21 protein-coding genes and 2 pseudogenes are annotated in these 24,951 nt (G+C 44.2%); 9 read left to right on the top strand and 14 right to left on the bottom strand.

Annotation, left to right across the window (positions count from 1 at the left end; genetic code table 11):
• Window positions 1–9: 9 nt before the first annotated feature.
• From L4D76_RS26005 to L4D76_RS25990, 4 genes are all read right to left on the bottom strand, one after another.
• Entirely contained in the window at window positions 10–915 is a 906-nt protein-coding gene (locus tag L4D76_RS26005) for an ROK family protein (protein ID WP_428443757.1), read from the bottom strand.
• A gap of 66 nt (window positions 916–981) precedes the next feature.
• Complete coding sequence (locus tag L4D76_RS26000; protein WP_428443767.1) at window positions 982–1,290, bottom strand: PTS lactose/cellobiose transporter subunit IIA; 309 nt, start codon at window positions 1,288–1,290, stop codon at window positions 982–984.
• Between the two features lie 11 nt (window positions 1,291–1,301).
• Window positions 1,302–2,684: a glycoside hydrolase family 1 protein gene (locus tag L4D76_RS25995; RefSeq protein ID WP_428443756.1), complete on the bottom strand. Its 1,383-nt coding sequence runs from the start codon at window positions 2,682–2,684 to the stop codon at window positions 1,302–1,304.
• Between the two features lie 12 nt (window positions 2,685–2,696).
• Window positions 2,697–3,002 (bottom strand): PTS sugar transporter subunit IIB, encoded by a 306-nt coding sequence (locus L4D76_RS25990; RefSeq protein WP_428443755.1) that lies wholly within the window; start codon window positions 3,000–3,002, stop codon window positions 2,697–2,699.
• A gap of 506 nt (window positions 3,003–3,508) precedes the next feature.
• On the opposite strand from L4D76_RS25990, the gene L4D76_RS25985 reads away from it, so the two are divergent.
• The 3 genes from L4D76_RS25985 (at window position 3,509) to L4D76_RS25975 (ending at window position 6,598) form a co-directional block, all read left to right on the top strand.
• Complete coding sequence (locus tag L4D76_RS25985) at window positions 3,509–4,843, top strand: PTS sugar transporter subunit IIC (RefSeq protein WP_428443754.1); 1,335 nt, start codon at window positions 3,509–3,511, stop codon at window positions 4,841–4,843.
• Between the two features lie 66 nt (window positions 4,844–4,909).
• A complete protein-coding gene (locus L4D76_RS25980; RefSeq protein ID WP_428443753.1) occupies window positions 4,910–6,304 on the top strand; it encodes a glycoside hydrolase family 1 protein in 1,395 nt (464 codons plus the stop codon).
• Window positions 6,305–6,382: 78 nt separating this feature from the next.
• Window positions 6,383–6,598 (top strand): hypothetical protein, encoded by a 216-nt coding sequence (locus tag L4D76_RS25975; RefSeq protein WP_428443752.1) that lies wholly within the window; start codon window positions 6,383–6,385, stop codon window positions 6,596–6,598.
• Here the strand turns inward: L4D76_RS25975 and L4D76_RS25970 are convergent, their stop codons facing one another.
• Window positions 6,599–6,826 carry a hypothetical protein gene (locus L4D76_RS25970; protein ID WP_428443751.1) on the bottom strand — a complete coding sequence of 76 codons (228 nt, stop codon included), beginning with the start codon at window positions 6,824–6,826 and terminating at the stop codon, window positions 6,599–6,601.
• A gap of 202 nt (window positions 6,827–7,028) precedes the next feature.
• On the opposite strand from L4D76_RS25970, the gene L4D76_RS25965 reads away from it, so the two are divergent.
• Window positions 7,029–7,541, top strand: coding sequence for a PadR family transcriptional regulator (locus L4D76_RS25965; protein ID WP_428443750.1), 513 nt, complete (start codon window positions 7,029–7,031; stop codon window positions 7,539–7,541).
• A gap of 31 nt (window positions 7,542–7,572) precedes the next feature.
• Window positions 7,573–8,208 (top strand): L-dopachrome tautomerase-related protein, encoded by a 636-nt coding sequence (locus L4D76_RS25960; RefSeq protein ID WP_428443766.1) that lies wholly within the window; start codon window positions 7,573–7,575, stop codon window positions 8,206–8,208.
• A 63-nt stretch (window positions 8,209–8,271) separates the two neighbouring features.
• Here the strand turns inward: L4D76_RS25960 and L4D76_RS25955 are convergent, their stop codons facing one another.
• Window positions 8,272–9,174, bottom strand: a complete 903-nt coding sequence (locus L4D76_RS25955) for an ROK family protein (RefSeq protein ID WP_428443749.1) — start codon at window positions 9,172–9,174, stop codon at window positions 8,272–8,274.
• Between the two features lie 138 nt (window positions 9,175–9,312).
• Entirely contained in the window at window positions 9,313–10,284 is a 972-nt protein-coding gene (locus tag L4D76_RS25950; RefSeq protein WP_428443748.1) for a LacI family DNA-binding transcriptional regulator, read from the bottom strand.
• 339 nt (window positions 10,285–10,623) lie between these two features.
• Here L4D76_RS25950 and L4D76_RS25945 point away from each other — a divergent pair, with 339 nt between their 5' ends.
• From L4D76_RS25945 to L4D76_RS25930, 4 genes are all read left to right on the top strand, one after another.
• Complete coding sequence (locus L4D76_RS25945) at window positions 10,624–13,143, top strand: CIA30 family protein (RefSeq protein WP_428443747.1); 2,520 nt, start codon at window positions 10,624–10,626, stop codon at window positions 13,141–13,143.
• Between the two features lie 233 nt (window positions 13,144–13,376).
• Window positions 13,377–15,998: a glycoside hydrolase 5 family protein gene (locus L4D76_RS25940; RefSeq protein WP_428443746.1), complete on the top strand. Its 2,622-nt coding sequence runs from the start codon at window positions 13,377–13,379 to the stop codon at window positions 15,996–15,998.
• A 181-nt stretch (window positions 15,999–16,179) separates the two neighbouring features.
• On the top strand, window positions 16,180–16,743 hold the full coding sequence (locus L4D76_RS25935; protein WP_428443745.1) for a discoidin domain-containing protein: 564 nt from the start codon (window positions 16,180–16,182) through the stop codon (window positions 16,741–16,743).
• Window positions 16,744–16,809: 66 nt separating this feature from the next.
• Window positions 16,810–18,735 (top strand): methyl-accepting chemotaxis protein, encoded by a 1,926-nt coding sequence (locus tag L4D76_RS25930; RefSeq protein WP_428443744.1) that lies wholly within the window; start codon window positions 16,810–16,812, stop codon window positions 18,733–18,735.
• A gap of 60 nt (window positions 18,736–18,795) precedes the next feature.
• Here the strand turns inward: L4D76_RS25930 and L4D76_RS25925 are convergent, their stop codons facing one another.
• The 7 genes and pseudogenes from L4D76_RS25925 to L4D76_RS25895 all read right to left on the bottom strand — a co-directional run bounded on the left by L4D76_RS25925 (window position 18,796) and on the right by L4D76_RS25895 (window position 24,941).
• The gene (locus tag L4D76_RS25925) at window positions 18,796–19,887 is read right to left on the bottom strand and encodes an SGNH/GDSL hydrolase family protein (RefSeq protein WP_428443743.1); all 1,092 of its coding nucleotides are present in this window, start codon (window positions 19,885–19,887) and stop codon (window positions 18,796–18,798) included.
• Window positions 19,888–20,008: 121 nt separating this feature from the next.
• The gene (locus tag L4D76_RS25920) at window positions 20,009–20,908 is read right to left on the bottom strand and encodes a MalM family protein (protein WP_428443742.1); all 900 of its coding nucleotides are present in this window, start codon (window positions 20,906–20,908) and stop codon (window positions 20,009–20,011) included.
• 65 nt (window positions 20,909–20,973) lie between these two features.
• The gene (locus tag L4D76_RS25915) at window positions 20,974–22,263 is read right to left on the bottom strand and encodes a carbohydrate porin (protein ID WP_428443741.1); all 1,290 of its coding nucleotides are present in this window, start codon (window positions 22,261–22,263) and stop codon (window positions 20,974–20,976) included.
• 28 nt (window positions 22,264–22,291) lie between these two features.
• Window positions 22,292–24,019, bottom strand: a complete 1,728-nt coding sequence (locus L4D76_RS25910; RefSeq protein ID WP_428443740.1) for a DUF5060 domain-containing protein — start codon at window positions 24,017–24,019, stop codon at window positions 22,292–22,294.
• Between the two features lie 299 nt (window positions 24,020–24,318).
• Window positions 24,319–24,435: pseudogene (locus L4D76_RS25905) on the bottom strand (DDE-type integrase/transposase/recombinase); the annotation flags it as partial.
• 36 nt (window positions 24,436–24,471) lie between these two features.
• Window positions 24,472–24,849, bottom strand: a pseudogene (locus tag L4D76_RS25900) (DDE-type integrase/transposase/recombinase); the annotation flags it as partial.
• Window positions 24,837–24,941: a hypothetical protein gene (locus L4D76_RS25895; protein WP_428443765.1), complete on the bottom strand. Its 105-nt coding sequence runs from the start codon at window positions 24,939–24,941 to the stop codon at window positions 24,837–24,839. The pseudogene L4D76_RS25900 and the gene L4D76_RS25895, both read right to left, overlap by 13 nt.
• Between the last annotated feature and the right edge of the window lie 10 nt (window positions 24,942–24,951).

The following is a 24,951-nucleotide window of genomic DNA, read 5'->3' as shown; positions in this document are numbered from 1 at the left end:
TAACAGCAATTACTTGTTTTCAGCTAGTGCCGGTAACCATGCTGCGCCACGAACGCCGCTCGCGTCACCATGTCTAGCTGAGCGCAGTTGAGTGTTGAAGGTATCTGAGAATACGTAAGGGACAATGGCTTCGTTTAGGTCGTAGTAAATAGATTCTACGTTCGACATGCCACCGCCAAAAACGATTGTGTGCGGGTCAATAACATTGATTACTGCTGCAAGACTACGCGCTAGAGCATCAATGAAATGCTTATAGTGAGCGATAGCTGTAGCATTGCCGTACTGAGCAGCTTCAATTATCTCAGGGGCAGATAGACCAATATCGTTATATCGCTTAGCGAAACCTGTTCCTGATACAAATTGCTCTATGCAGTTGCTTCTTTCACAGTAGCATGTTCCCGCATTGCCATCAGTAAACGGGTTATACCCTGGCAATGAATTGTGCCCCCATTCGCCTGTAATGGCATTAGGGCCACTAACTAGCTGCTTGTTAACCACTAAACCACCGCCGCAGCCTGTTCCCAAGATAACGCCAAATACTGTATTGCCATTTTGTCCCGCGCCGTCCATCGCTTCTGACAAGGTGAAGCAGTCAGCATCATTAGCAATATAAACTGGCTGGAATAGTGCTTTATTTAGATCGCTACGAAGGTCATTGCCATTTAAGATAAGGCAGTTCGAGTTCTTGATAAGATCGGTATCAGGGCTAATCGCTCCCGGCAGTCCGATGCCGATTGTGAACTCAGCATTAACTGTTTCGCGAACCTGCGTAACTAGACTTGTGACAGCGAGAATAAACTCGTCGTAATTTTCCGTTGGGGTAGGGATGCGATGCTTAAAAACGCATTCGCCATTCTCATCAATAACATTAGCTTCAATCTTAGTGCCGCCAATATCTAGACCTAGACGTAACATGTAACCTCCTATAAAAAAGGAGGGCGTTCGCCCCCCTCAAATGCGTACAGATAAACTAAAGCGCGGTTAAGCTGGAACGCGCTTATAAAGAGAAATCATCTCAGTAACGAGTTCTTTAGCCAGCATAGATGTCATAAGGTGATCTTGTGCGTGAACCATGACAAGAGTCATTTTTGTCTTACCTTCACCTTCATCAAACTCAATCAATTTGGTCTGAACCAAATGCGCTGCATTCGCGGCCTCCTGAGCCTGTGCCAGTAACACCTCTGCTTCATCGAACATACCCTTCTTAGCGCAACTAAGAGCTTCGTAGCTCAAGCTACGAGCCTGACCAGCGTTAACGATAATGCCCATTACCTGTTCTTCTAAATCCATCATTTGATCTCTTAGTTAAAGCCGTTGTTTTTCGATAGTTCTGCAAACCAGTCACCACTCTTCTTGATGGTGCGAGTTTGAGTTGTTAGGTCTAGCTGAATAAAGCCGTAGCGGTTCTTGTACGAGTTAGACCATGACCAGCAATCAATAAATGTCCACATGTGGTAGCCAAGACAGTTAACGCCTTCTGCAATAGCCTTATGTGTCCACTTAAGGTGTTCGCTAATGAACTCAATGCGGTAGTCATCTTGAATCTGACCGTCTACAACGAATTGCTGTTCGTTTTCAACGCCCATACCGTTCTCAGAGATGAAGCACTTAACGTTGCCGTAGTTCTCGCGAATATTTGTGAGAATGTCATAAATGCCTTTCTCATAGATTTCCCAGCCTCGATGCGGGTTCATCTTACGACCTGGCATTTCGTAGTAGTCGAAGAACCACTCAGGCATGAATGGGCTGTCAGGGTTAACAGCGCTTGAGCGAGCACAAACTCGACGTGGCTGATAATAGTTGATACCCAGTAAATCAACTTTACCCGCTGCTAGGATTTCCTTATCACCTTCTTCACAATCAGGAAGCTGGCCATGTTCGGCTAGAAGCTCAATAAGTTCTTGAGGGAATTCCCCCAGCACTGACGGGTCAAGGAAGCTGCGGTTAAAGATAAGATCTGCAATATTCGCGGCTTTTAAATCTGCAGGGTTTTGGGAACGCGGATAAGAAGGCGTCAGATTAAGAATGATGCCGATATCACCACTTAGCTCTAGAGCACGGAACTTCTGAACAGCTTTGCCATGTGCAAGCATAGAGTTGTAGCCAACTGTAGCAGCTCGCTTAAAGTCCACAACGTTAGGGTAGTGGAAGTCGTATAGGTAGCCGCCTTCAACTGGAACAATCGGTTCGTTGAATGTGAACCAGTATTTAACGCGGTCGCCAAACAGCTTAAAGCACACTTCGGCATAGTCAGCGAAAGCATCTACTACTTCACGAGATTCCCAGCCGCCTTTCTCTTGCATTGGCACTGGCATGTCAAAGTGGAATAGGTTTATGAACGGTTCAACGCCTTGGGCGATCAGTTCATCAATTACCTTGTTGTAGAAATCAACAGCTTCTTGGTTAACAGCGCCAGTGCCTTCTGGGATCAGACGCGACCAAGAAATAGATGTACGGAAACTATTGTGACCAACTTTCTTCATTAGGGAGATGTCGTCACGGTAGTTGCTGTAAAAGGTCGAAGCGTCAGTTGCGCTTACTTGATTGTGAAAGCGGGTAGGTTGAAGCTCGAACCATAAATCCCAAATGTTCTTGCCTTTGCCGCCTTCAAAAGCTGCGCCTTCACTTTGTGTTGCAGATGTCGCGCTGCCCCACCAAAACCCTTCGGGAAATGTAAATTTCATGACCAACCCCAATTACCCGATTAGCTCTAGTGCGAAATCAAGAACTTTGTCTGCACGTTGCATGCCGTAGTCCATAGGGTTGATAGGCTCAACCTTAACACCGTGTGCTCTCGCTTTGCCTTGTAGGTCAGACTGCATGTATTTCACTTGTGGACCAAGAAGAACGACTTGGTAGTTACCAACTTGCTGTTCGAACTCTGATGCGCCAAAAGCATTGATTTCAGCCTTAAGACCACGCTGATCAGCTTCTTTCTGCATTTTTTTAACAAGAATACTGGTGGACATGCCAGCTGAACAACACAACATAATCTTTTTCATAGTGACTTACTCCTTTCATATGGTGGCTGAACTATATTCACATGGACCGTTAAGGTAAACGCTTTCCGTTTTTTAATTGCAGGCATTGTGATGTCGATCACCAGCTATAACATTTTTAGCGTTGTTCATTCCTACCTATAAGTAGCAAACTAAATGCACCTTATCAGTGGTAGCGAACCCTTATAATATGCAATTCGCATCCTATATTATTGTTTTGATAAGCATAAATTAACGGGGTTTTCAGAAAGACATGCATTATTGAGTGAAAAATGACGAGGGCAATGGCGATTTTGTAAATTGAAAAAACGCACTCAGAGAAAAATTCATGTTGTGGATCACATTTTTTTTGGCGATATTTGGGAATTGAGGCGATGTAAATCACACTTCTGCCAACGCCAAAAGGGAAAGCGTTTACCGCGCGGTCACAATCTCTTATAGTGCCGCTGTCTGGAGCTATTTCAGGCACTACATCCACACTTTGTTAGACAAATCTAATAGGTAATTTGATGTCCAAAATATTTCAAACCTTAGAGCGCTTTTTACTGCCAGTGGCAGAAGCGTTTTCTAAAAACACGTATTTGAATGCCATCAGGGATTCATTTCTTGTTAACATGCCGCTTCTTATCGCGGGTTCTATTTTCCTTCTAATCGCTGCATTCCCAATTCCCGGTTACGGTGAATTTATGGCTAGTATCTTTGGTGATACCTGGTCTAGTTATATGTGGGGTATCGCAGATGTAACCTTTGGGTTGATGGGTGTCATTACCGCAATTTCCGTCGGCTACAACCTTGCTAAAGGGTTTAAGCTTGATGCGATTATGATTGCTATTCTTACGCTTATCTGCTTCTTGATGCTGCTACCTTTCTCTATTCAGCTTGATGATGGCGGTTCAGTTAAAGGCATTTCAGTTGAGTATCTTGGCGCTAAAGGCATATTCGTTTCTATCTTTGTGGGTATCGTTGTTACGCACATCGTTAAATTCGTAATGGATCGCAAGCTATACATTAAGATGCCTGAAAGTGTTCCAGATGGTGTTGCGCGATCATTCAATGCAATCGTTCCTGTGTTTGCTGCGCTAGCTGTATTCATCTGTATTAAAGTACTGATTGACTTCACATCATTCGGTAGTATGCACAGCATGATTTACGACATTCTTCAAAAGCCTCTACAGGCAGTTACGGATGGCCCAGTTGCTCTTGTAATTATCGTACTGTTTGAACAGCTACTATGGATGCTAGGTATTCACGGCGGCATGGTAGTCAACTCTGTGATGACGCCGGTTCTTGATTCTCTAATGATCGAAAACTACACCGCGTTCCTAGCCGGCGACGATATTCCTTACATCGTTTCTAGTTCGTTCCGTGCTGTTTACCTACTGATGGGTGGTAGTGGTCTAACGCTAGGTCTTATCATTGCTGTGTTTATTGTTGGTCGATCTCGACAGCTTAAAACACTAAGCAAGATGGCTCTACCTGCAAACCTCTTCAACGTAAACGAACCAATTGTATTTGGTATGCCGATCATCCTTAACCCAGTTATGCTGATTCCTTGGGTGTTTGGTCCGATCTTCATTGCTCTACTTACTTACTTCGTTACATACATTGGTCTTGTGCCAAGCCCTAACGGTATGCCAATTCCTTGGACTACGCCTATCTTCGTATCTGGTTTCCTAACCGCTGGATTCAAGGGCGCAATCATGCAGCTAATCAACCTAGTGCTGATTACTATGATTTACCTTCCATTCGTTCGAATCCTTGACCGTAAGTACTATGGTGAAGAGATTGAAGCAGATAAAGCAGAAGCAGAAGCTCAGCTAGAGCCTGCAAACACAACCGCTTAACAGCGTAAGGGCTGTTCGCAGCCCTTTAATTTTTATATTAATTAGAAAAGCTATTGTTGAGGTATTATGTCTATTTTGAAGTTCCCGGAAAATTTTTGGTGGGGCAGTGCGTCATCTGGTCCTCAAGCAGAGGGCGCAGCAGATAAGCCGCATAAGAACATCTGGGATCATTGGTTCAAGACGCAACCAGTTTGCTTCTTTAACGAAGTCGGCCCTGAATTGACAAGCGGTTTTTACCATAGCTTTAAAGATGACATCGCTCTATTAAAACAGACTGGTCATAATAGCTTCCGTACATCTATCCAGTGGTCACGTCTTATTACTAACTTCGAGACAGCAGAAGCTTGTCCGAAGGCAGTTGAGTTCTACAACAATGTAATTGATGAGCTAATCGCTCAAGGTATTGAACCATTTATTAACCTATTCCACTTCGATATGCCTATCGAGCTTCAAAATCGTGGTGGCTGGGAAAACAAAGAAGTCTGTGAGCTATATGCTCTATACGCGAAGAAAGCATTTGAGCTATTCGGTGATCGCATTAAGCAATGGTTTACTTTCAATGAACCGCTAGCAGTAGTTGAATGTGGCTATATTCGTGGCTGGCACTATCCTTGTCAGCAGGACTTCAAAGTTGCCATTCAAGTACAGCACAACATGATTTACGCTCAAGCTCGCGCAATTGAAGAATATCGCAAGTCAGGTCACAAAGGAAAGATCGGTTCTATCATGATCTTGTGTCCTACCTATGCTCGCGATGAGAATAACCCAGAAGATGTGAAAGCTAAAGATCTCGCTGAGCTATTATTTAACCGTCCGTTCTTGGACTGTGCTATTCACGGCGAGTATCCGCAAGAGCTAATCAGCTTCTATCAGCAAAATGATTTGATGCCTGTAATGCATCAGAAAGAGCTAGAGGTTATTCATCAGAACCGTATCGACATTCTTGGTGTTAACTACTATTCGCCTCGTCGAGTTAAAGCGAAAGAAACGCCAGTTGACCCACGCGAACCACTAATGCCCGAATCGTTCTTTGACGAATATGATTGGCCTGGGAAGAAAATCAACCCACATCGCGGTTGGGAAATCTACGAGAAGGGTATTTATGACCTTCTAAAAGAAGTACAAGGCCGCTACAACAACATCGAATGCTTTATCTCTGAGAATGGCATGGGTGTAGAGGGCGAAGCTAAGTTCCGTAACGCTGACGGTATTATCGAAGATGACTACCGCATTGAGTTCATCAAAGACCACCTGAACTGGGTACACAAGGCTATTGCAGAAGGCGTTAACTGTCGCGGTTACCATCTTTGGACTGCAATGGATAACTGGTCTTGGACTAACGCTTATAAGAACCGTTATGGTTTCGTTGAAGTCGATATCGATAATGGTTTAGCGAAGCGTGTTAAGAAGTCTGGTCACTGGTTTAAGACGGTACTAGAAAACAACGGTTACGATGTTTAAATATTAACAACTAAATAAAGTGGTAGCTTCGAGAGGGGGAGAGCTTGGGGCTATCACTTTCCTTAATGTGGAACCAAAATGATCAACTGTAAAATACATGGTTTGCAAGAAACCACATCAACTAATAGATGCGTTTGTTGTTTGGCAGAAGAAAGAATGAATGTTATTAACAACGCCAGAGAAAAACAATTTAAAAAACGAAATGAGACTTTAAATAATAAGAAGAATGAAACAGCATCACTTCGTTCATTTGTTGTTTTTAACCAGCGCAAGAAATATTCTAAATCTATATAATTAAACTTTGGTCGGCACTTCTGTTAGGAAATTATATAACGTGCCATGTAGGTTAGCGTCATTATTAAATTGACAAATAGCAAGCTTTGGCCTAATCATCGCATAATCAATTTGAGCAAAGATTTTATCTAAAGCCTTTTCAAATTGTGGTGGCAAATCTGACTGATTACTAATAGCGCCGCCTAAAACAATAACCTCTTGGCCTTCAATAGACTGAATATTAAACAATTCTTCTGCTAGTCGTAAATAATAATCCTGAATCTCTTCGATTACTTCGTGATCGCCGTTACGGCTTCGTTTAAGTTGATATCGACAACGGATTGACTACGTGATAATCCAGTCAAGCAAATAAGTTAACGAAGAAACCTGGAGAGGACTATCTTTGTTTACCCAGTTAGCACCGAAACAAAGTTGATAAAAAGAGAACAAAATGAAATTAAATAATCTAGCAATGCACATTTTATTTTCGCTACTGAATGGAAACGTAACTGGCTATGAATTAACTCAGTCTATGTCAAAAAGCCACGTATGGCGTTCATCTCATCAACAGGTATATCGTGAACTGACAAAGCTGGATAAATTGGGGCTGGTTATGTTCACAACCGTCCACCAAGAAGGCAAGCCAGGCCGTAAACTGTATTCACTCACGGCTGCTGGTCACGCTGCTATTGAAGCCGCCGCAAAAAACACGACTCCGATCATTTCTCCGGTTCACAGTATCCGCACGGTTATGATTAATTCTGGTAACAAAAAATATTTTGAAACTCTCGCAGAGCAACTGAAAGCAGAGATTTTATTGATTAAAACAAAAATGATAAAAGAGGATTGCCCTGTTGAGCATCTATCCATGTGCCGCGAGATTTATCATCATACAGCCGAGCTGGACTTTTGTGCGGACGTGCTAAAGCATCTCGCGCAGAACGCCAACCAAAAAGCAGCATAAAAGGAAAAAATGATGCTGTAAGGACAGTTTCATTCAGGACTTGGTTGTAGATGCGAAGCGAGGATGGATCTATCTGGCCGATATCAACAACCCATCTCTACTTGCGGTACGTATCTCTGATGGCTACACACGTCGTTTCGAGGGGCACTATAGCTTACAAGCAGAGAAAGGGGCAGCAATGACCGTTGGAGGAGAACAAACATACTTCTTCGGTGCTCCAATGGAAGTAGGAGTCAACCCTATAACGCTCTCTGCTAATGGCGATACTATTTTCTTTGGAGCGATGACTGGCAATCACTGGTATAGCGCCCCAACTGAACTGCTGCGTGAAGGTAGCGATGAGCAACTTGCCGCTGCTATTAAGTTAGAAGGTCATAAGCCTGAATCTGATGGCGCAAGTACCGACCGTGCAGGTAATCACTACTTCACTAACTCAAATGACAACGGCGTAGATGTTCTTACCAAAGAAGGGCAGCTTATGCCTCTAGTTCGAGACGAGCGCATAAGCTGGCCGGATAGTGTGCAGTTCGGTGAGGGTGGATGGCTTTATATTTCAGTTAACCAGTTAAATATGACCGATGCCTTTACGGGTAAAGGAGATCTAGGTACTAAGCCATATCGTATAATGCGGGTTTGGACAGGTGCAGAGGGCGGAAATCGTCTTTAATCAATAATTGATAGAGAGTGAAAAGAGCAAGGCTTATGTCTTGCTCTTTTTTTTTGTCAGAGACTAAGAGGCAACAGTGTCTTTTTGCTTTTCCAAAAAATGATATAGAGCGCCATACAGATTGGCATCATTATTAAATTGGCAAATAGCAAGTTTGGGTCTAATCGTTGCGTAATCAATCTTCGCAAATATTTTATCTAAAGCCTTTTCAAGCTGTGGTAACAAATCTGGCTGATTACTAATAGCGCCGCCTAAAATAATAACCTCTGGGTCTTCAATATACTGAATATTAAACAACCCTGTTGCTAGTCGTAAATAATAGTCCTGAATCTCTTCAATTACTTTCTGATCGCCACTATCTGCCATTCTAAACACATCAAGCCCATTTATCGATTGAGCAGGGATACCCTTGCGTTTAGCGACATGCTCTACAAGACCGCGCGTCGATGCTTGGTCGCTGAAAGTTAACAGTTCGCCATCAGAAGATACGTTCGCCACAGTGAAGCCAAATTCTCCGCCATGCAGATTCTTGCCCTTGTGGATTTTTCTATCGCGGACAATCGCCCCACCAATGCCCGTACCGATAACAACGAAGCAGCAATCGTTAATGTTCCTTGCAGCGCCTTTCCATACCTCAGCAAGAGCAGCGCAGTTTGCGTCATTCTCAATTTCCACTGGCATGTCATAGCGAAGAGAAAGTGTTTGCTTGATATTCGGTCCGTGGATGTAAGGGATCGCGCTCGCACCGCCTACGATACCCGTATCGCTGTTAACAGCCCCCGGCATACTTACTGCAATGCCTGATAGCTTCTCTTGGGAAAGCTCTACAACTTTATCGATTTCGCTGACAAGGCTATCAAGGCTGTCTTTAGGGGTGATAAAAGACCCTTTGACAACTTGATCCCAAGTGTTAGTGATTAAAGCGTACTTTACCGATGAGCCACCGATATCTAGTGCTAAATACATATTCTTCTTCGCCAATAATTGTAACGTTACGATTAATTGATAAATGCGCCCACACAAAGTGAGTTCGCATTACTCTAGCACAATATCATGACCTGAAATTTCGGAATGTGTGACCTGATTCTAAAAGAAAAGAAGGGGTTATGCTGGTTTATTGAACACAGCAACAGAATCGCCACTTACTAACCGGCCAGCTACAGGGCAAGCGTCAGCTGATATTCCAGTTTCGCCAATGATAGCCTCAAGGCGCGACAAGGTGATGTCGATAATGGACTCATAAGGGTAGGTGATAACTGTTAGCTTTGGGTAAAGGTACTGGGCTAACTGAGAACCCTCTAGGCTAATGACCGACATGTCATCAGGAACACGAATGCCGAATTCACGAAAAAGATTCATCGCTTCTGCGGCATGAACGTCACGCTTAACAATAATGGCAGAGCATTGGCTCTTGTTATTGATTAGAGAGATAACCGCCTGGTCAAGATTAGGAATAGCATTGAAGATTAGCTGGCTGTTTAACGGGCGAGCTAACTCCTTCTGAGCAACCTTGAAGCCATTGATCATCTCTTTGCTACCCTGATCTTCTCGCGAATCAATGACCATACCAATATTGCGATGACCTTTGTTTGCTAGGAATCGAGTAGCTGTCTCAGCAGCAAAGTTGTAGTTGTAATTGATTGAATGACTGCCGCAATCACTACTATCAACCTTTAGAAGCTTTGGCGATTTAATGTCAGTGTCGTAGCCTCCGAACAAGATAACAGCCTCACAACTGCTCTCCGTTAAACTCTTGAGCAGCTTAAATTGCTCGAGTTCGGTACGGAAGAAATGCAGCATCATGTTCTTGCCCAAATCCGACAACTGTTTTTCAAGATAGGGAACCATAACGGAAAATCGCACTTGGTCATCAGCAAATAGCAGAACGGCGATATTGTCTGACTTCTGACGAGCTAAGTCTCTGGCGGCAGCGTTAGGCTGGTAATTTAGCTCTTGAGCCGCTTCAAGCACAGCCGTGCGACTTTTCTCACGAACACCGCGACTACCGGTTAATACGCGAGATACCGTAGCGATTGATACTTTCGCCAGCCGTGAAACATCATTAATCGTCGCCATAAATCTAATTCAATACCCTTTGGTTAGTCGTAACAATAACTTTAACACGTTTTAATCTTTCTCAATAAGCGTTTCGTGTAATACCAGAGGAATACTGCCGGTATTTCAATTACTTACATCGCTAGGTAGGCTTGCGCCACCAGCTGTGACGGCGATTGTATCAAACAGCACTATAGCTTGGCGTGGATCAAGCTCGCTAATTGTCGACCTTAGATTGAAGTCACAGATTGAGGATTTATAACGGTAAGCGCTTTCTAAAGTTTTCCATATGAGTAACATTCTCTTGAAACAACAGAAAGGTATTTATCCAATATGTTTTCCGTAATCAAGGGTTCATCTATGAAACAATACTCTAAGGTCGCTGGTCTAGTATCGATAGCGCTAATGGCCTCTGCACCTGTATTTTCAGAGACATCTGAATCTACATCATCGGCTCAAATTGCAATTGAAAGCGCTACTCAATCATATGGTCCTGTAGCAGGTGGTCAAGAGCCTATTTCAGTCCCGCAGAGTGTCAAACAAGCTACTAACACCAAGTTTGACTATTACATCACTCGAGGTGTTGGCGAAGACGGTAACAAGCTGTTTGAAGGTGATCGCGAGTTTCGTTTCGCATCATTCAACGTTCCAAACCTTCACATTCAAGAAGACCCGTATTGGGGCATGATTGATGAGTTTGAGACAGAAGATGCTCTTAAGACAATTGATGCAATCGGTGGTCAGGTAACTCGTAGCTACGTACTGTCTGTATTCAATGAAGCGAACCCAGCGCGAGTGCCGGTACACATCAGCTTTGACAAAGAAAGTCAGCAGATTGTCTTCAATGAAGAGCTGTTTGTTTCTCTAGATAAAACGCTGGCGCTAGCTAACAAGCATGGCGTTCGACTTATTTTCCCATTCATTGACCATTGGAGCTGGTGGGGCGGCATCACTGACCTAGCTGCTTTCAGAGGCAAGACGGAAAAAGACTTCTATGGCGATAAGCGGCTACGAGAAGACTACAAGACTATTGTCAGCTACTTGCTGAACCGTACTAACACAATTACTGGCGTTAAGTACAAAGATGACCCGGCTATCTTTGCATGGGAAACAGGTAACGAGCTACGTGGTGCGACAGACGAGTGGACAGCGGAAATGGCTGCATTCATCAAGAGCATCGACCCAACGCACCTAGTGATGGACGGCAAAGAAGTTAACTTGTCTGAAGCTTCTATGAGCGATCCTAATATCGATATCATTTCCAACCACTACTATGGCGGGAACTATAAGACTCGCTTCCTTAACGATTGGAAACAGCTAGGTAAGCGTAAGCCTTTCATTCTTGGCGAAACAGGTCTTTCAGACTATAAAGATATCACTTCCGCTGTGAACTCTGTGATTGATGAAGGCGCTACTGGCGTCATGCTTTGGAGCCTACGTTCTCATGATGCTAACGGTGGCTACATGGATCACCCAGAAGATGGTACTAAGTTCCACTCTTACCATTGGCCTGGCTTTGATGAAAACAAAGAATATGATGAGCAAAACATCCTAGACTTCATGTGGGATGCTGCATACCGCATTCAAGGTCTAGAGAAGCCTGTTCTCCCTGCGCCTAATGGTGTACCTGAAATCCTGCAAATTACTTCTACGTCAGACATTCGCTGGCGCGGTGTTACTAGTGCGCAATATTATGTTATTGAGCGCTCTGTAGACCAGAAGCAGTGGTCTGTTGTAGGTGATGATGTTCAGTTCGGCGGCACTGGTGATGAAAATTACTTCACTACTACTGTTACTGATTGGACGGGCACTGCGCATGAAAATGCCAAAACTCAAATGCTGTTCCAAGATGAAAGCGCGAAGGTTGGCGAGACATACTACTACCGCATCAAGGGCTTCAATGAGAGCGGTTCTACTGAATACTCTAACATTGAGTCAGTAGTGAACAAGGGCTACACGAATGGTCTATTCGAAGACAAGCTAGCCTCTTTAGATAAGTTGTCTGATAAGTCGGGTGAGTCGTTTGTTATCAAGAGCGGAAAGCTTTCTTCGACTGATAAGAGCTCTTCTTGGGTTGATTACGACTTTGCAGGCGATATTAATTCGTTCTGGCTAGAAGGCTACAATTCGCATGGCGTTGCGCTTAAGGTATTACTGTCAAAAGATGGCGAATCTTATGTTGACGCTAATAGCTATGTGGTTGGCGACAAGAGCAAATCTACCTATACCGGCTATTCACTAGATTCTGGGTTTACTCATCTTCGCGTTGAGTTCCCACCAGCAGAAAAGGGCAAGGGTGCTAAGCTTGCTAACGTTAAAGTAGGCGTGGGCGAGATGAAGCTCGATATCCCAGCTCATCTACAACACGCTAAGAAGATGACGACTGTAGATAGCTTTGACGATTACGCTGACAATAGCCAGCTAAACGGTCAAGGTGCTTGGTCATTCGCTAATACGGACGGAAGCATCACGACAACGCTAGAAAACGACGGTATGAAGTTTGACTACAAACTAGGTGGCGGCGATGGCTATGCTGGCAAGGTTCGTTCGTTTACTGAACCGTATGATTGGAGCGAAGCTGAAAAGATGACGCTTAAGCTTAAAGGCGATGGCTCTGGCAACATCATGGTTATTCAGTTCGCAGAGGCAGATGGCGAGCATTGGGAGTACTACCATATTCTTGACTCGACAGAAGAGAAGCTAGTTGAGATCCCATTCAGTGACTTTAAAAAGCCACACTGGCAGGGCGCAACTCAGACTCTTGAGCTAAAACGTGTTGAGAAAATCGCATTGTATGTTAACCGCAGCATTAATGGTGTGAATAATCAGTCTGTTTCAGACTCAGGCGTTCTGCAAATCGGTTCTATCGATCTTAATTAATTCTGATTAAGTCCTATAGGGAAGTGGGGTTATCCTCACTTCCCTTTGTTTTTATAACGTTTCGATTCAGGTCTAAAATCAGAATGATAATTTAGACTCAACGCTCAATATTAGAAGTAAATGCTTATAAATACACCCCATATCGACTAGGTTCTCACCATTCCCCACTCAGATGTCATATGTTTGATTTTTAGTAACGTTGCGATTTTAAGGCGTGATAAGACGAGGTATAAATGAATAACATGAACCAATCTTACAAAAATAAGAAAAGTGTCATACCCAAAGGCGCTATGAGAATGACGGCGCTCGCCGTCATCATCGGCGCATTGTCAGGGTGTAACGTGTTAGACCATGACGAAGAGAAAAGTGCTGATAGCAATTCAGGCTCAAGTTCAGGCAATACAGTGGCAGTTGATATTACTAACTTTGACGGCATGCTGACCTATTCATCTAACATCGGTGTTGATGATCAGAACTCAGAATACTATTTTGAAGACAATACTAGGCTTAAGCGCGGAAGCAATACATTACAGCACATAGAATACCTGCTCGATGGCAATGTTAAAAACCTTTCTTTAGTCACCTACTATGACAACAAAGTTAGCGATAAAACTGAGTTTGGCGTTTACTTGTCTAAAACCGGCGCTGATTATGAGAAATTTGACCTTACAACTGACATTGCTACGGCGGAAAGCTCTGATTGGGTGACCCGAGTTGAAATGATTCTGTCAGATATCCCTGATGGCTATGATTTCGTGAAGGTTACTTTCCCTGTTCTTGATGGCAATGATGAGCTCCCGTGGAACCCTCAGCTTGGCGATCTTATGTTAGATGTAGAGGCCAACCCAGCCGCAGCAGATGACAATGTTCGTGGTGGTAGTGGGCCGGTTGCTGGTGGACAAGAACCGCTTCCAGTTCCAGCAGAGGTGATCACTGATACTCAGACTGTGTTCGGCTACTATGTGACGCGAGGCGTCGGTGCCGATGGCAACAAGCTGTTTGAGGGGAATAACGAGTTCCGCTTTGTTTCTTTCAACACTCCTGAGTTACATACGCAGGAAAGCCCGTTCTGGAGTAAAATCGACCAATTTGAAACCGAAGATGCGATTAAATCGATAGCTGCGATGGGCGGCAAAGTTACTCGTAGCTATGTGCTTTCAGTTAAGAATGAAAATCACCCTAATGGTCCATTCCACATTACTTTTGATCAAAATGGTGAGTTGCAATTTAATGACGACATGTTTGCGTCATTGGATAAAGCGATTGACCTTGCGAATAAAAACGGTGTGAGAATTGTTATTCCGTTTATCGATAATTGGTCATGGTGGGGCGGCATCACTGAGCTTGCTCAATCACGCGGTAAAACAGCAGAAGAGTTTTTTACCGATACGCAATTGAAAGCTGATTATAAAAAGATTGTTGAGTATGTTCTGAACCGTATTAACGCGCTATCTGGCGTACAGTACAAAGACGATCCGGCAATTCTTGCATGGGAAACCGGTAACGAACTGCGTAACGTACCTGCGTCTTGGACAGCAGAAATGGCGGCTTACATCAAATCCATTGATAGCAACCATCTAGTTATGGATGGATCAGATTATGTAATTTCTGAATCCTCAATCAGCGATACCAATGTTGATATCATTTCTAACCATTACTATGTCAACGCAGACATGAACAGCAATGATTACAAAGCCCGTTTCTTGAAAGACTGGAAACTAGCTGGCGCTCGTAAGCCTTTTGTTGTAGGTGAAGTTGGCATAGAAGGCATGGATGTGATGTCTGATGTTGTTAACAGCGTTATTGATGAGGGTGGAACCGGTATTATGTTATGGAGTCTTCGTCAGCAAGATGCTAACGGTGGCTACTTAGACCACTCTGAAGAAGGCACTGACTATCGTGCCTATCATTGGCCAGGTTTTGCCGCGAATGATGGTTATGAAGAGCAGGCTATTATTGATCTAGTGTGGACTAAGGCCTACGAGATCAATGGTGAAAGCAAACCAGAGCTGCCAGCGCCTGATGGTACTCCTGTTATGCTTCCTATCGAAGTAGCATCAGATATTCGCTGGCAAGGTGTGACGAACGCTCAGTACTATGATGTGGAGCGTTGTGAAGCAGATTGTAGCAACAATGCAAACTGGTCTGTAGTGGGCGATGATGTTGTAACGGGTAGCACTAGTACCAGCTACATCATCAAAGATGTTGTCGATAACTCAACTGGTGTAGATGTTACACATAAAGATGTACCCATTCAGCAGCTATTCAATGATGTAACTGTCAAGGTGGATACGACCTACTCTTACCGAGTAAAAGCCTTCAATGAGACAGCTAGTGGCAAGGCTCAGGAAAGTGAGTATTCAAACGCTGTGTCGTTTACCAATGGCGTTGCGCCTGATCTTTACCTTGAAGATCACTTTACTGATTTCAGTAAAGTATTTTATATGGATCAGTGGGCAACAAGTAACCTGATGATTGATACTGGCGGTGCTTCTGATTTTGGTAATGATGCCAACCGAGTCAAGCGTATTGACGATCAAGCCGATGCGATGACGTATAAGGTTGATAGCGATATTCTTTCGCTTGTGATGGATGCCTACTTTGATAATGGTAATGCTGGTTCGCTAGATCTTACCGTTCAGCTGTCTGCTGACGGAACAAGCTATGACAGCTTGGCGCTTTCTAGCAATATTACTGATGCTGGCGGTAATTATTACTATAAGAAGGTCGCTTATACGGCAACTGTTGATGGGGATAAAGGCTACCGTTACCTGAAGATTATTTTCCCGCAAACGGGGGATGGTAAACCTTGGGCACCACAGCTTGGGTATATGAAAGTTGATTTGAAAGACTAATTCAATTTCTCATCAATATAGCCAGTCAGTAACCTGACTGGCTTTACTTAGATTCATGTCTCACATTGACATGATAGACGTTTAAATATTACTAGTATAAGGATAGATTAGCCCGTATCGCAGATTCAATCGTAACGTTACGACTCATGGCTGCTAAATCTATTCACACACGAGGTATCCAATGAACTCTCTTAAATTAAAAAATGTAGTTAAAGCTACATCTCTTGCTCTAATGGTGGGTGCGCTAGCGGCTTGTTCTGGCGGCAACAAGATTGAAACTCCAATTGAGTTTGCTGGCGGCAACTTTATCGATACGTTTGAAAATCTAGATCTGTCTTACGATAGCTCAATGAACTTGCAGTTCGAAGAAGGCGATGAGTATGGTCGTTTTGACGGTGACAGTGACCGTGTTCTGCGCATGTACAATGAGGCAGAGTACATTACTTACGAATTTACAGATGGTCTGAAAGCAGTGAAAGTTAACAGCTTCTTCTGGCGTGACCCGTCAGAAAAGAACGTAGGTGAGTTCACCATTGAAGTATCTCAAGATGGCGAAGTATTTACTCCGCTAGCTATTTCCGCCCACAAAGGCGATAAGATTGTAGACAAGTGGCAGAAGGTTGCTTACACAGCAACAGACATCGGCGCAGAGAACAAGTACTTGCGTATCATCTTCCCGCTTTCTGTTAACGACTCAAACGGCTGGGCTCCACAGCTGGGCAGTGTAGAAGCTAGCAGCCACTAAGCCTGAATAATTTCATAGAAAAGCCGTCATTGTTGGCGGCTTTTTTTGCATTTAAAGATCTTACATATGAACGTTAAAACAAAATTAATATTGACCACAGTATTGGCTATCGCATCGACAGCCATAATTCTCACTCTCGTCTCAGGTCAAGCCGCTAGAGGTGCTATAGAAGATAGACTGCGCAACGTTGAGTTGCCTGCTGTATTGCTGTCCGTTACTGAGGGTGTCGAGATACATTTGGCCACGCCCGTTGCGGCATCTAGAGGGATTGCCTCAAACCCAGATTACCTAAGTCTACTCAAACAATCGGCACTGTCTGCTGAAAATGAAAAGGTGACTCGTTACCTTTCTTCTGTAAAGCAACAGTACAAATCGCTAAGTACATTCATAATCTCATCAGAGAGTGGCAACTATTTTACTGATCGAGGACTAATCAAGACGCTATCGCCTACTAACGACAAAGATCGGTGGTTCTATGATTTTCTTAATAGTGGAAAGGAATATGAACTGTCACTTGATATTGACCCTGTAACATCGAATATTGGGCTATTTATCAACTTTGCCATCAAGTCGGAAGGAACCGGGCTGGGCGTTGCAGGCATTAGTTTGCCAATGTCCGAAATGAGCGAAATGATCAAAGGGTACAGGATTGGGCAGCTTGGCCGTATATTCCTAACCGATGCAGAGGGGAATATCCGAGTACATGGTGACTCATCGGCACTAAACATGAATTTGTCGCAATATTTTGAGCAATCCCTTCCAACATTGTTAGATGCCAAGTCTACTAAAGTTCTTACCATTTCTAGCAGCAAGGGCGATGCCATTGTCGCTTCACAGTATTTGCCTCATCTTGGCTGGTTTGTAGTTGCCGAACTTCCTACGGAAGAAGTGTTTCAAGGCACAACTGACCTAACGATAACGCTCTCTACCATAGGCGGCTTTATAACTCTCCTGTTCATCGTGATTGCAGCGTGGACAATCTCCAAGACAATCGATCCTCTTAAAAAAGTCGGTCAGATGCTTGAGGAAATTGCATCAGGCGATGGAGATTTATCAGCAAGGCTAGATGACAGCAGTGACGATGAGATTGGTCGCCTATCAGGTAGCTACAACCGATTCGTTGAATCTTTGGTCGATATGTTAAATCAAGTGCAAAATGCAAGCTTGGCTCTTTTTGAAGGGGTCGAGTCGATAGATGATCAAATGACAGGCATTAGCGAAGATGTGCTAGAGCAGCAAAATCAAACTGACATGGTGGCGACTGCAATCCAAGAGATGGGCCACACAGTTAACGAGATAGCAGCGAACGCTAGTCAGGCGGCCAACGGTGTTGGTGTCATCGAAACTGACGCGTCTGACGGTCATCAGTCCGTAAATGATACAATTGAGCATGTATCGTCAATGGAGAGTCAAATGGCCTCCACATCAGAAGTTATTCAGCAGTTAGCTCAAGAGGCGATTGCAATAAGTTCGGTACTGGAAGTAATTCAAAGCATATCAGAACAAACCAACCTTCTAGCCTTGAACGCTGCGATTGAAGCTGCGCGTGCAGGCGAAAGTGGTCGAGGATTTGCCGTTGTTGCCGACGAAGTTAGAAGGCTTGCAAGTCGCAGTCATGATTCAACGATAGAAATCAAGAGCATCATTGATCGACTACAGATGCGCTCAGGCGAAAGTGTTGAAGCTATGATGACCGGAGTTAAGACTGCCGAAACATCAAGAGAATTTGCAACGGAGTCGGGAGTCAAGTTGCTTGGGATATCTAAGGCTATTCAGAATATGAGCGACATGAATATACAAATCGCGACAGCGACAGAAGAGCAGTCTAGGGTTGTTGAAGATGTTAGCGGACTCGTGGCCGGAATTACCGCCATTTCGTACTCAAATGCAGGTAGTGCAACGAGGGTAAGTCAGGATTGTGTTGAACTAAGAGCTCAAGCGGTACAGTTAAAAGAACTGGTGTCTCAATTTAAAATAAAAGACGACAGCTAATCTGTTACCTCCAACAAAAAAGCCGTCATAGTGACGGCTTTTATTTTATTTCTAGAAAAGCTACCAACTCATCTTGGTCTTGAGAAACTGCGTCAATTCCTCTGACATTGCCTTGTGATGAACAATTCTAGGGTGCTTATCAAAGCCCGAATACTCAAAGAAAAAACTATCGATTTTGTCATCGTCATTGTTACGGCGATATTGCTCTACAGCAGACTCAACGTAAGCCGGCCATTTGCTTCCTTTCTTTACTATATCCATATTGCCAAGCGTCGCGACAATGTAGCTATCTGGGTACTTACTGCGAATAGAGTGCAGGAAGTCATAATACGCCTGAGTGTGCTGATCGTCAGTTGGGGTAGGTTTAAGCTGACTGTCCACTAGCCAGCTATCATTTTGCATTATGTTGATAACAACAACGTCAGGCGTCCACTGGCTAAAATCCCACTTCTCGCCATTTGTACCTGTCCCATCAAGTTGATCGTAATAGTCAGTCATTGTCCAATCGAACCAGCTAACCATTAAACCGATGCCACTAGACGATATGCTAGAGGGCTCTGCATTAAGGTTTCTTGCAGTGATTGCAGCATAGCTCATGTAGTTGTTTTTCTCTGCCAACTCTTTGTCCCCGCCATCGAAAGGCGCTTCGTTGCCAAGCCCACTAGTGACAGAGTCACCGTAGAACTCGATACGACGAGATAAGCGAGATGGTGGTGGGTTTAATTGAGCATCTTGGTCGATGAGCAGACCATAGAAGTTAGTGCCTCCCTCGTGCCCCTCAGTTCGTTTAGCAATAACAACCGAATGATTTCCGTCGAGTAGGTTATCTGCTATCAGATATTCCTTACGTCCTTTCTGGCATTGAATGACAATCGGGTTTTCAAAGTCATTGTCCAAAAATACATTGAAGTAGTTCTTGCCTTTATCGTCGTCGAAGATAACTGACAAAGAAGTGCCGGTGAAGTTAGCCTTAATCGTAGTCCCTGGCCATGTGATTCTCATAGGGTCGCCATCACTGAGATCAACCCTTCCAACATACTGAATATGGCTGTTGTCAGGGGCAATTAGAGTTTGTTCTGGCATGGAAGAACATGAGACGATAGATAATGCAGCGAGTGACATGATTGCGTATAACCTAAGTTTTTTGTGCATAAGATTTCCTCTTTAAACAATAAAAACATTTGTTGTGACTAAAGAAGTTTGAAATAGAGGGTGGGACAAGAGACGTATTTTATTGGGCTCTTGATTGAGCCCAATTTTGAGAGGTAATTATTTACTGGTTTTCTAGTGCGTTCAGAAACAGTCTACGAGCTTCTACGTCACCGTTTCGCTCAGACTCTTCTACGAGACTTAGAGCTGTTGCAAAGTCTTTGTCTGCGATAGCTTGCTTTATCGCTTCGTGTCGCTCCCCAGACGCTATATCTTCTTTGTGAGTGACGATTCCAGTAGCTCTTGAATGAAGTGCTGTAGAGTCAGTAATAGTTGACTGAGAGCCTGTTCCCGAGAACAGTTTAGAAATTATGTTTCTACGATTAAGTTTCAGACGAACTAGACCTGTAGGCACAAGAGTGGCGTGCTGCTTCTCGCGCGGCATTGGTATTATTCCGCGTCCTTCTGCGTATAGCTCTTCTGGGTGAATAAGCGTGAAGGTTTCGTTAAGAGAATCGTGATCAGCATGAACGACAATGTATCGAGCCTGATAATGTCTAGCCGATGTCAGATCGATGCTAACTTCAAGGCGGTCATTATCGCCAAACTTTGCAGGGGCATAGGTAAATGAGCCAGCGTCAATCTTGCTAATGCGATTCCAGTTCGCGTCGTACAGGCTTACGGCAGGGGATAGAACAGTGTTTTCGATAACTAATGCAGATACGTCGAGATATCGGTCTTTGATGCTATCTGATAAAGCGTAGGCGACAGCAAAGCTTTCGTTGCCATCGATGCTGATTTTTGGCTTGCTTGCCTCAAGAGTAGCGTATAGCTGATCGTTCATCTGTATTTGCTCTAACGGAAGCGACTGTAGGCTTTCGCAGCAAGACGAGTCAGATAGCGCCGAAAAACTGCTTGTTGGCGTTATTGGCAAAGAGCCGGTATTAGGCTCATTAAACGAGCTACAGCCGAATAAAGTTAGAAGTAGTGCGCTAGTTAGGATCGTTTTCTTTGTGTTTTTCATTTGTGTACCTCAGATACAACAAAGGGCCGCCTTTGAGGGCAGCCCGTATCGTTAGTTAAAAGCTGTTACCACCACGCTTCAAAGTTTGCGCCGAATACAACTTCATCTTTAGCAAAGCTTTCAGCAAATGCAGCCTTGCCAGGAATTGCGCCCCACTCGTTACCGCCTGGTGCCCAATCTTGAGTTTGGTCAATGTAGCTAGCAAAAACGCGAATGGCTGGTCGAGCCCATACGCCTTCACCGGCTTGAATCTGCTGAGAGATAGTTGCCTTAAATGTTTCGTTCTTGCCGATGCCTGTTTGGTCTTTAGCAAAGTCGTAGCCGACCTGGAATGCTGTAGTATGGTACTTATTCCATGCGTATTGCGGCATGACAGAGGCAGAAGCCCACTCAAAGCCGTTGCCGTTATCAAGATCTACATCTTGATAAGCAATTGCGTACATCATATCAATTTGAGGGGTTAGTCGCATCTCACCTTCGTTGAATACGCGAATGCTGCTGCCTTCATGTTCTAGACCAATGCGGTACTGACTCTCTGTGCCAATACCATTCATTAGACCACCAGCTAGACCATCTGTGCCGTATTGAACAGCTAGACGGTTAACACCTTTTGACCACGTTTGTGCGTACACAGCAGACAGCATTAGACCGTCATCAGAGATGTTGAATTCTGATGGAGACATGTCACGGTTTTGCAATGTAGCGTAGTTAACACCTAGTGTTAAAGATGCGCCTTTGGCGAAACGAATGTCAGAAACACGGAAATCAAGGTTGTGGAATGCGCCAGCTTTGTAGTCCAGCGAGCCATCTTCTTTTTCAATAGGCTGACCCCATTTAGCGTCAGGCATAAACCATGCTGCATGGAACTTACCGAAACCTACATCAACGTCTTCGATACCAAGACCTGTGTCAGCGGTATCCCAGTATTTAACGTCAATCAAATACGCTTCGTGCTTACGATAGTAGCGCTTACCAGCCCACACTTTAGCTTCTGGCACACTTTCTAGAACGCCAGTTGCACTAGTGTACATCTGCATGGTCATGATGTTACTCCAATCACCACCACCATTACCGATCATCCAAGTAACGTCCCAGTTAGTATCACCGGATTCGTAAACGTCACCCTTTAGACCTGCTTCCCACCACTTAAGCTCGTTACCTAGACGGAAGTTACCGATGCCGCCTTTTGTGCGAGTAATGTCTTTTAACTCACCTGTACCGTCGTTGGTGGTGTCGTCGTTGGTAAAAATCTTACCCCACTTGGCATAGCCAAAAAATTCAGGGTCAGAGATTGCCATTGCTGGCGCCGACATCACCGCGCCTGCTACTAGGCAAGATAGTATTTTCTTATTCATTAATAAAACTCACTACTTGTTAATGGGACTACTTACTCAAGATCAGGACAACGTCTTTTTGTGCATCAAGACTGTCCAATTCAAAATTCAACTTGTTATCGCTTGCGCTAACTTTGTTTAATGAGGTCGTTTTGCCTGTCCATGTGTCGTACATGCTGAGGTTGTATTCGCCATCAATGCTCACGCCTTTCTTGTTAGTAAGCGTGATGCCGATATCTGACAGATCGTCTTTCTTGTTGTTCTTAACCCAGATGTAGTGCGTACCGTTGTTGTTTAACGCTCGACGCATTAGCTTGTGCTCAACCTTCACCGAGTCAGTGCTGACAAACAGATCATCTGTTGAGGTCAGGTTGTCGATGAAGTTAGCAGCGTGCTTAAGATGGAAGTTCTGTTCCGCAGAGTCGTAGTCTTCCCACCACCAAGTCAAAGGCAGGAACGGGGTCTTGTTGAACATGGCAACCCATAGGTTTTCATGCAGATGCAGTGCGTACTCTTCGATACGGCTATTAACACCTTCCCAGCCTAGAGCGGCTTCGCCTACTGCGTAGCTCTTTTTGTAACGTTTCGAAAATTGCTTAATCTTCATCTCAGAAGTTTTTGCAGGCATGCCATACAAGTGAGACTGGATTAGATCTAGACCTTCAACATTGAACAAGCCCTTTGGCAGCTTATGACTGATGCTGGTGGTCTTGATGTGGTTGTATGGGTCTATCTCTTCAAGGTAATCAGACATGACCTGATGCCATTCAGTAACAGCCTTCGGTGAAATGTTCTGGTCTTTCTTGTAAATAGCGTTATCGACTTCGTTCCAGAACTCGATAGCAGCAATGTTAGTGCTGTAGCCCCAACGAGCTACGATGTAACGCAGACGGTCTTGATAGCGAGAGATGGCACCTGGATGAGTGAAGAATTCTTCTGGCGTCGCTGCTGGGCCACCATTCTTAACGTTGTACGGGTTAGACTTCCAGAAGTCATTGCCCCAGTTATCATGGTCTTTTGCCCATAATGAACCGTGATAATCCATAGCCAGGATTAGCTTCACGTCATTTTTTTCAGCATGTTCGATAAGGTAATCAAAGCGCTCGATACCTTCTGGGTGAAGACCCGGAGCATTGTTTTTTGAGTAGCGACCATATACTGGCTTTTTCCACTCTAGTGGGATATTCCACGGAGCATTAACCCATGTACGAACAAGATTAATGTCGTCCTTTTTCATCTGACGCATCCAGTATTCGTATGTGTAATCTGGATTGTCGCCAATAGTTATACGAGCTTCCCAGCCGATGTTTAAGCCCACACCGCGGAATCGATCGCCATTATCAAACGCCCAGCTACCCATGTTGCCATCGTTGGTCAGAAAGCCCTGAGCATCAGATTCAAGGGAGTTAAAAGTAAATGACTTAGACTGAACCTCTTCGCCGTCATGCCTTGCAACGACTTGATACTGATATTTGCCGACTTCTTGAGGTGCAAAATTCAAACCCCAGACAGTCTTCTCGCCTGTTGAGTCCTTGTAGAACATAGGGACTGTTAACGTGGCGCCACTTGGAGTAGTGATTACCGCATCAACTTTAATCTCTTGAGAGTTAAACGGGTTATTGAGCTCTTCGCCGCCAGTAGAGAAGGCGTGACTGTATTTGCTATACAGGTCGGTCTGAGTCTGTTCTTGTTGCTGCGCGATTATGGCTAAATCACTAGCAAGAGCAGAGGTGGATACCCCTGCGATAAGAATAAGCGGAACTATGCCCTTAATCATTTTCTACTCCAAATGCCAAAAAATTCACTCTGCCCAACTACCGCATTAATTATCGTAACGTTACGAATATCATTGGTGAGCGAGTGATAAGAAATTTATATTGGAATGTATGCTAGGTAAATGTTTAAGCGCTTTTGCTGCATGTCTTTGTGACGTCAATCTAAATAACTCTTTACGATCAAGTGATTTTAACGTTACGATTTGGTGCGGATGAGTAGACGGGGATTGTTGCAACTAATCAGATAAGGCAGATCTACCCAGTGATGTGGTTAATGATTACTGGTAAACAACTTCATCGGATCAATGCCATTATTGAGGTTCTTAACTTGCCGCTGCTCGACATTAGCTCGCAGTCGACCCTCCTTTTTCAAGCGAGCAATCGCATTGGTGTATGAGGGGGGGCTGTTGCAAATAATCTGATGAGGCGGATCTAGTCAGTCATTGACTTAAAATTACGAGTAAATCACTTCAACATTGAATAAACGATTCATAAAGGCGGATCTCTCCCGCACAAGGGTTTTACGTTCATCATGACGTAACCAGAAATCAAACTGGCCTTTGTTTACCATCCGTAATGATTCGAATCCCTGGATGGTTGACCAGGCTCGCTTTCGTATTTTGAAACCGCCGGTGGCGACAACGAGCTTCTTGATGGGGGCGTGATCGGACTCGATACCATTATTGAGATACTTCACTTGCCGTTGCTCGACATCCGTTCGCAGTCGTCCCTCCTTCTTCAAGCGTGCAATCGCATTGGCGTATGAGGAATGCTTGTCTGTGTTTAACGTTTTAGGCTGATTATCTAAGTCATAATATCTCAGGCAGCGCCTACCTTCTTCAAGCGTGCAATCGCATTGGCGTATGAGGAATGCTTGTCTGTGTTTAACGTTTTAGGCTGATTATCTAAGTCATAATATCTCAGGCAGCGCCTA

The organism is Photobacterium sagamiensis, from assembly GCF_050337085.1.
Taxonomy (GTDB): domain Bacteria; phylum Pseudomonadota; class Gammaproteobacteria; order Enterobacterales; family Vibrionaceae; genus Photobacterium; species Photobacterium sagamiensis.
Note: the sequence above shows the minus strand (reverse complement) of the source record. Positions and strands in the feature narration are given on the sequence as shown.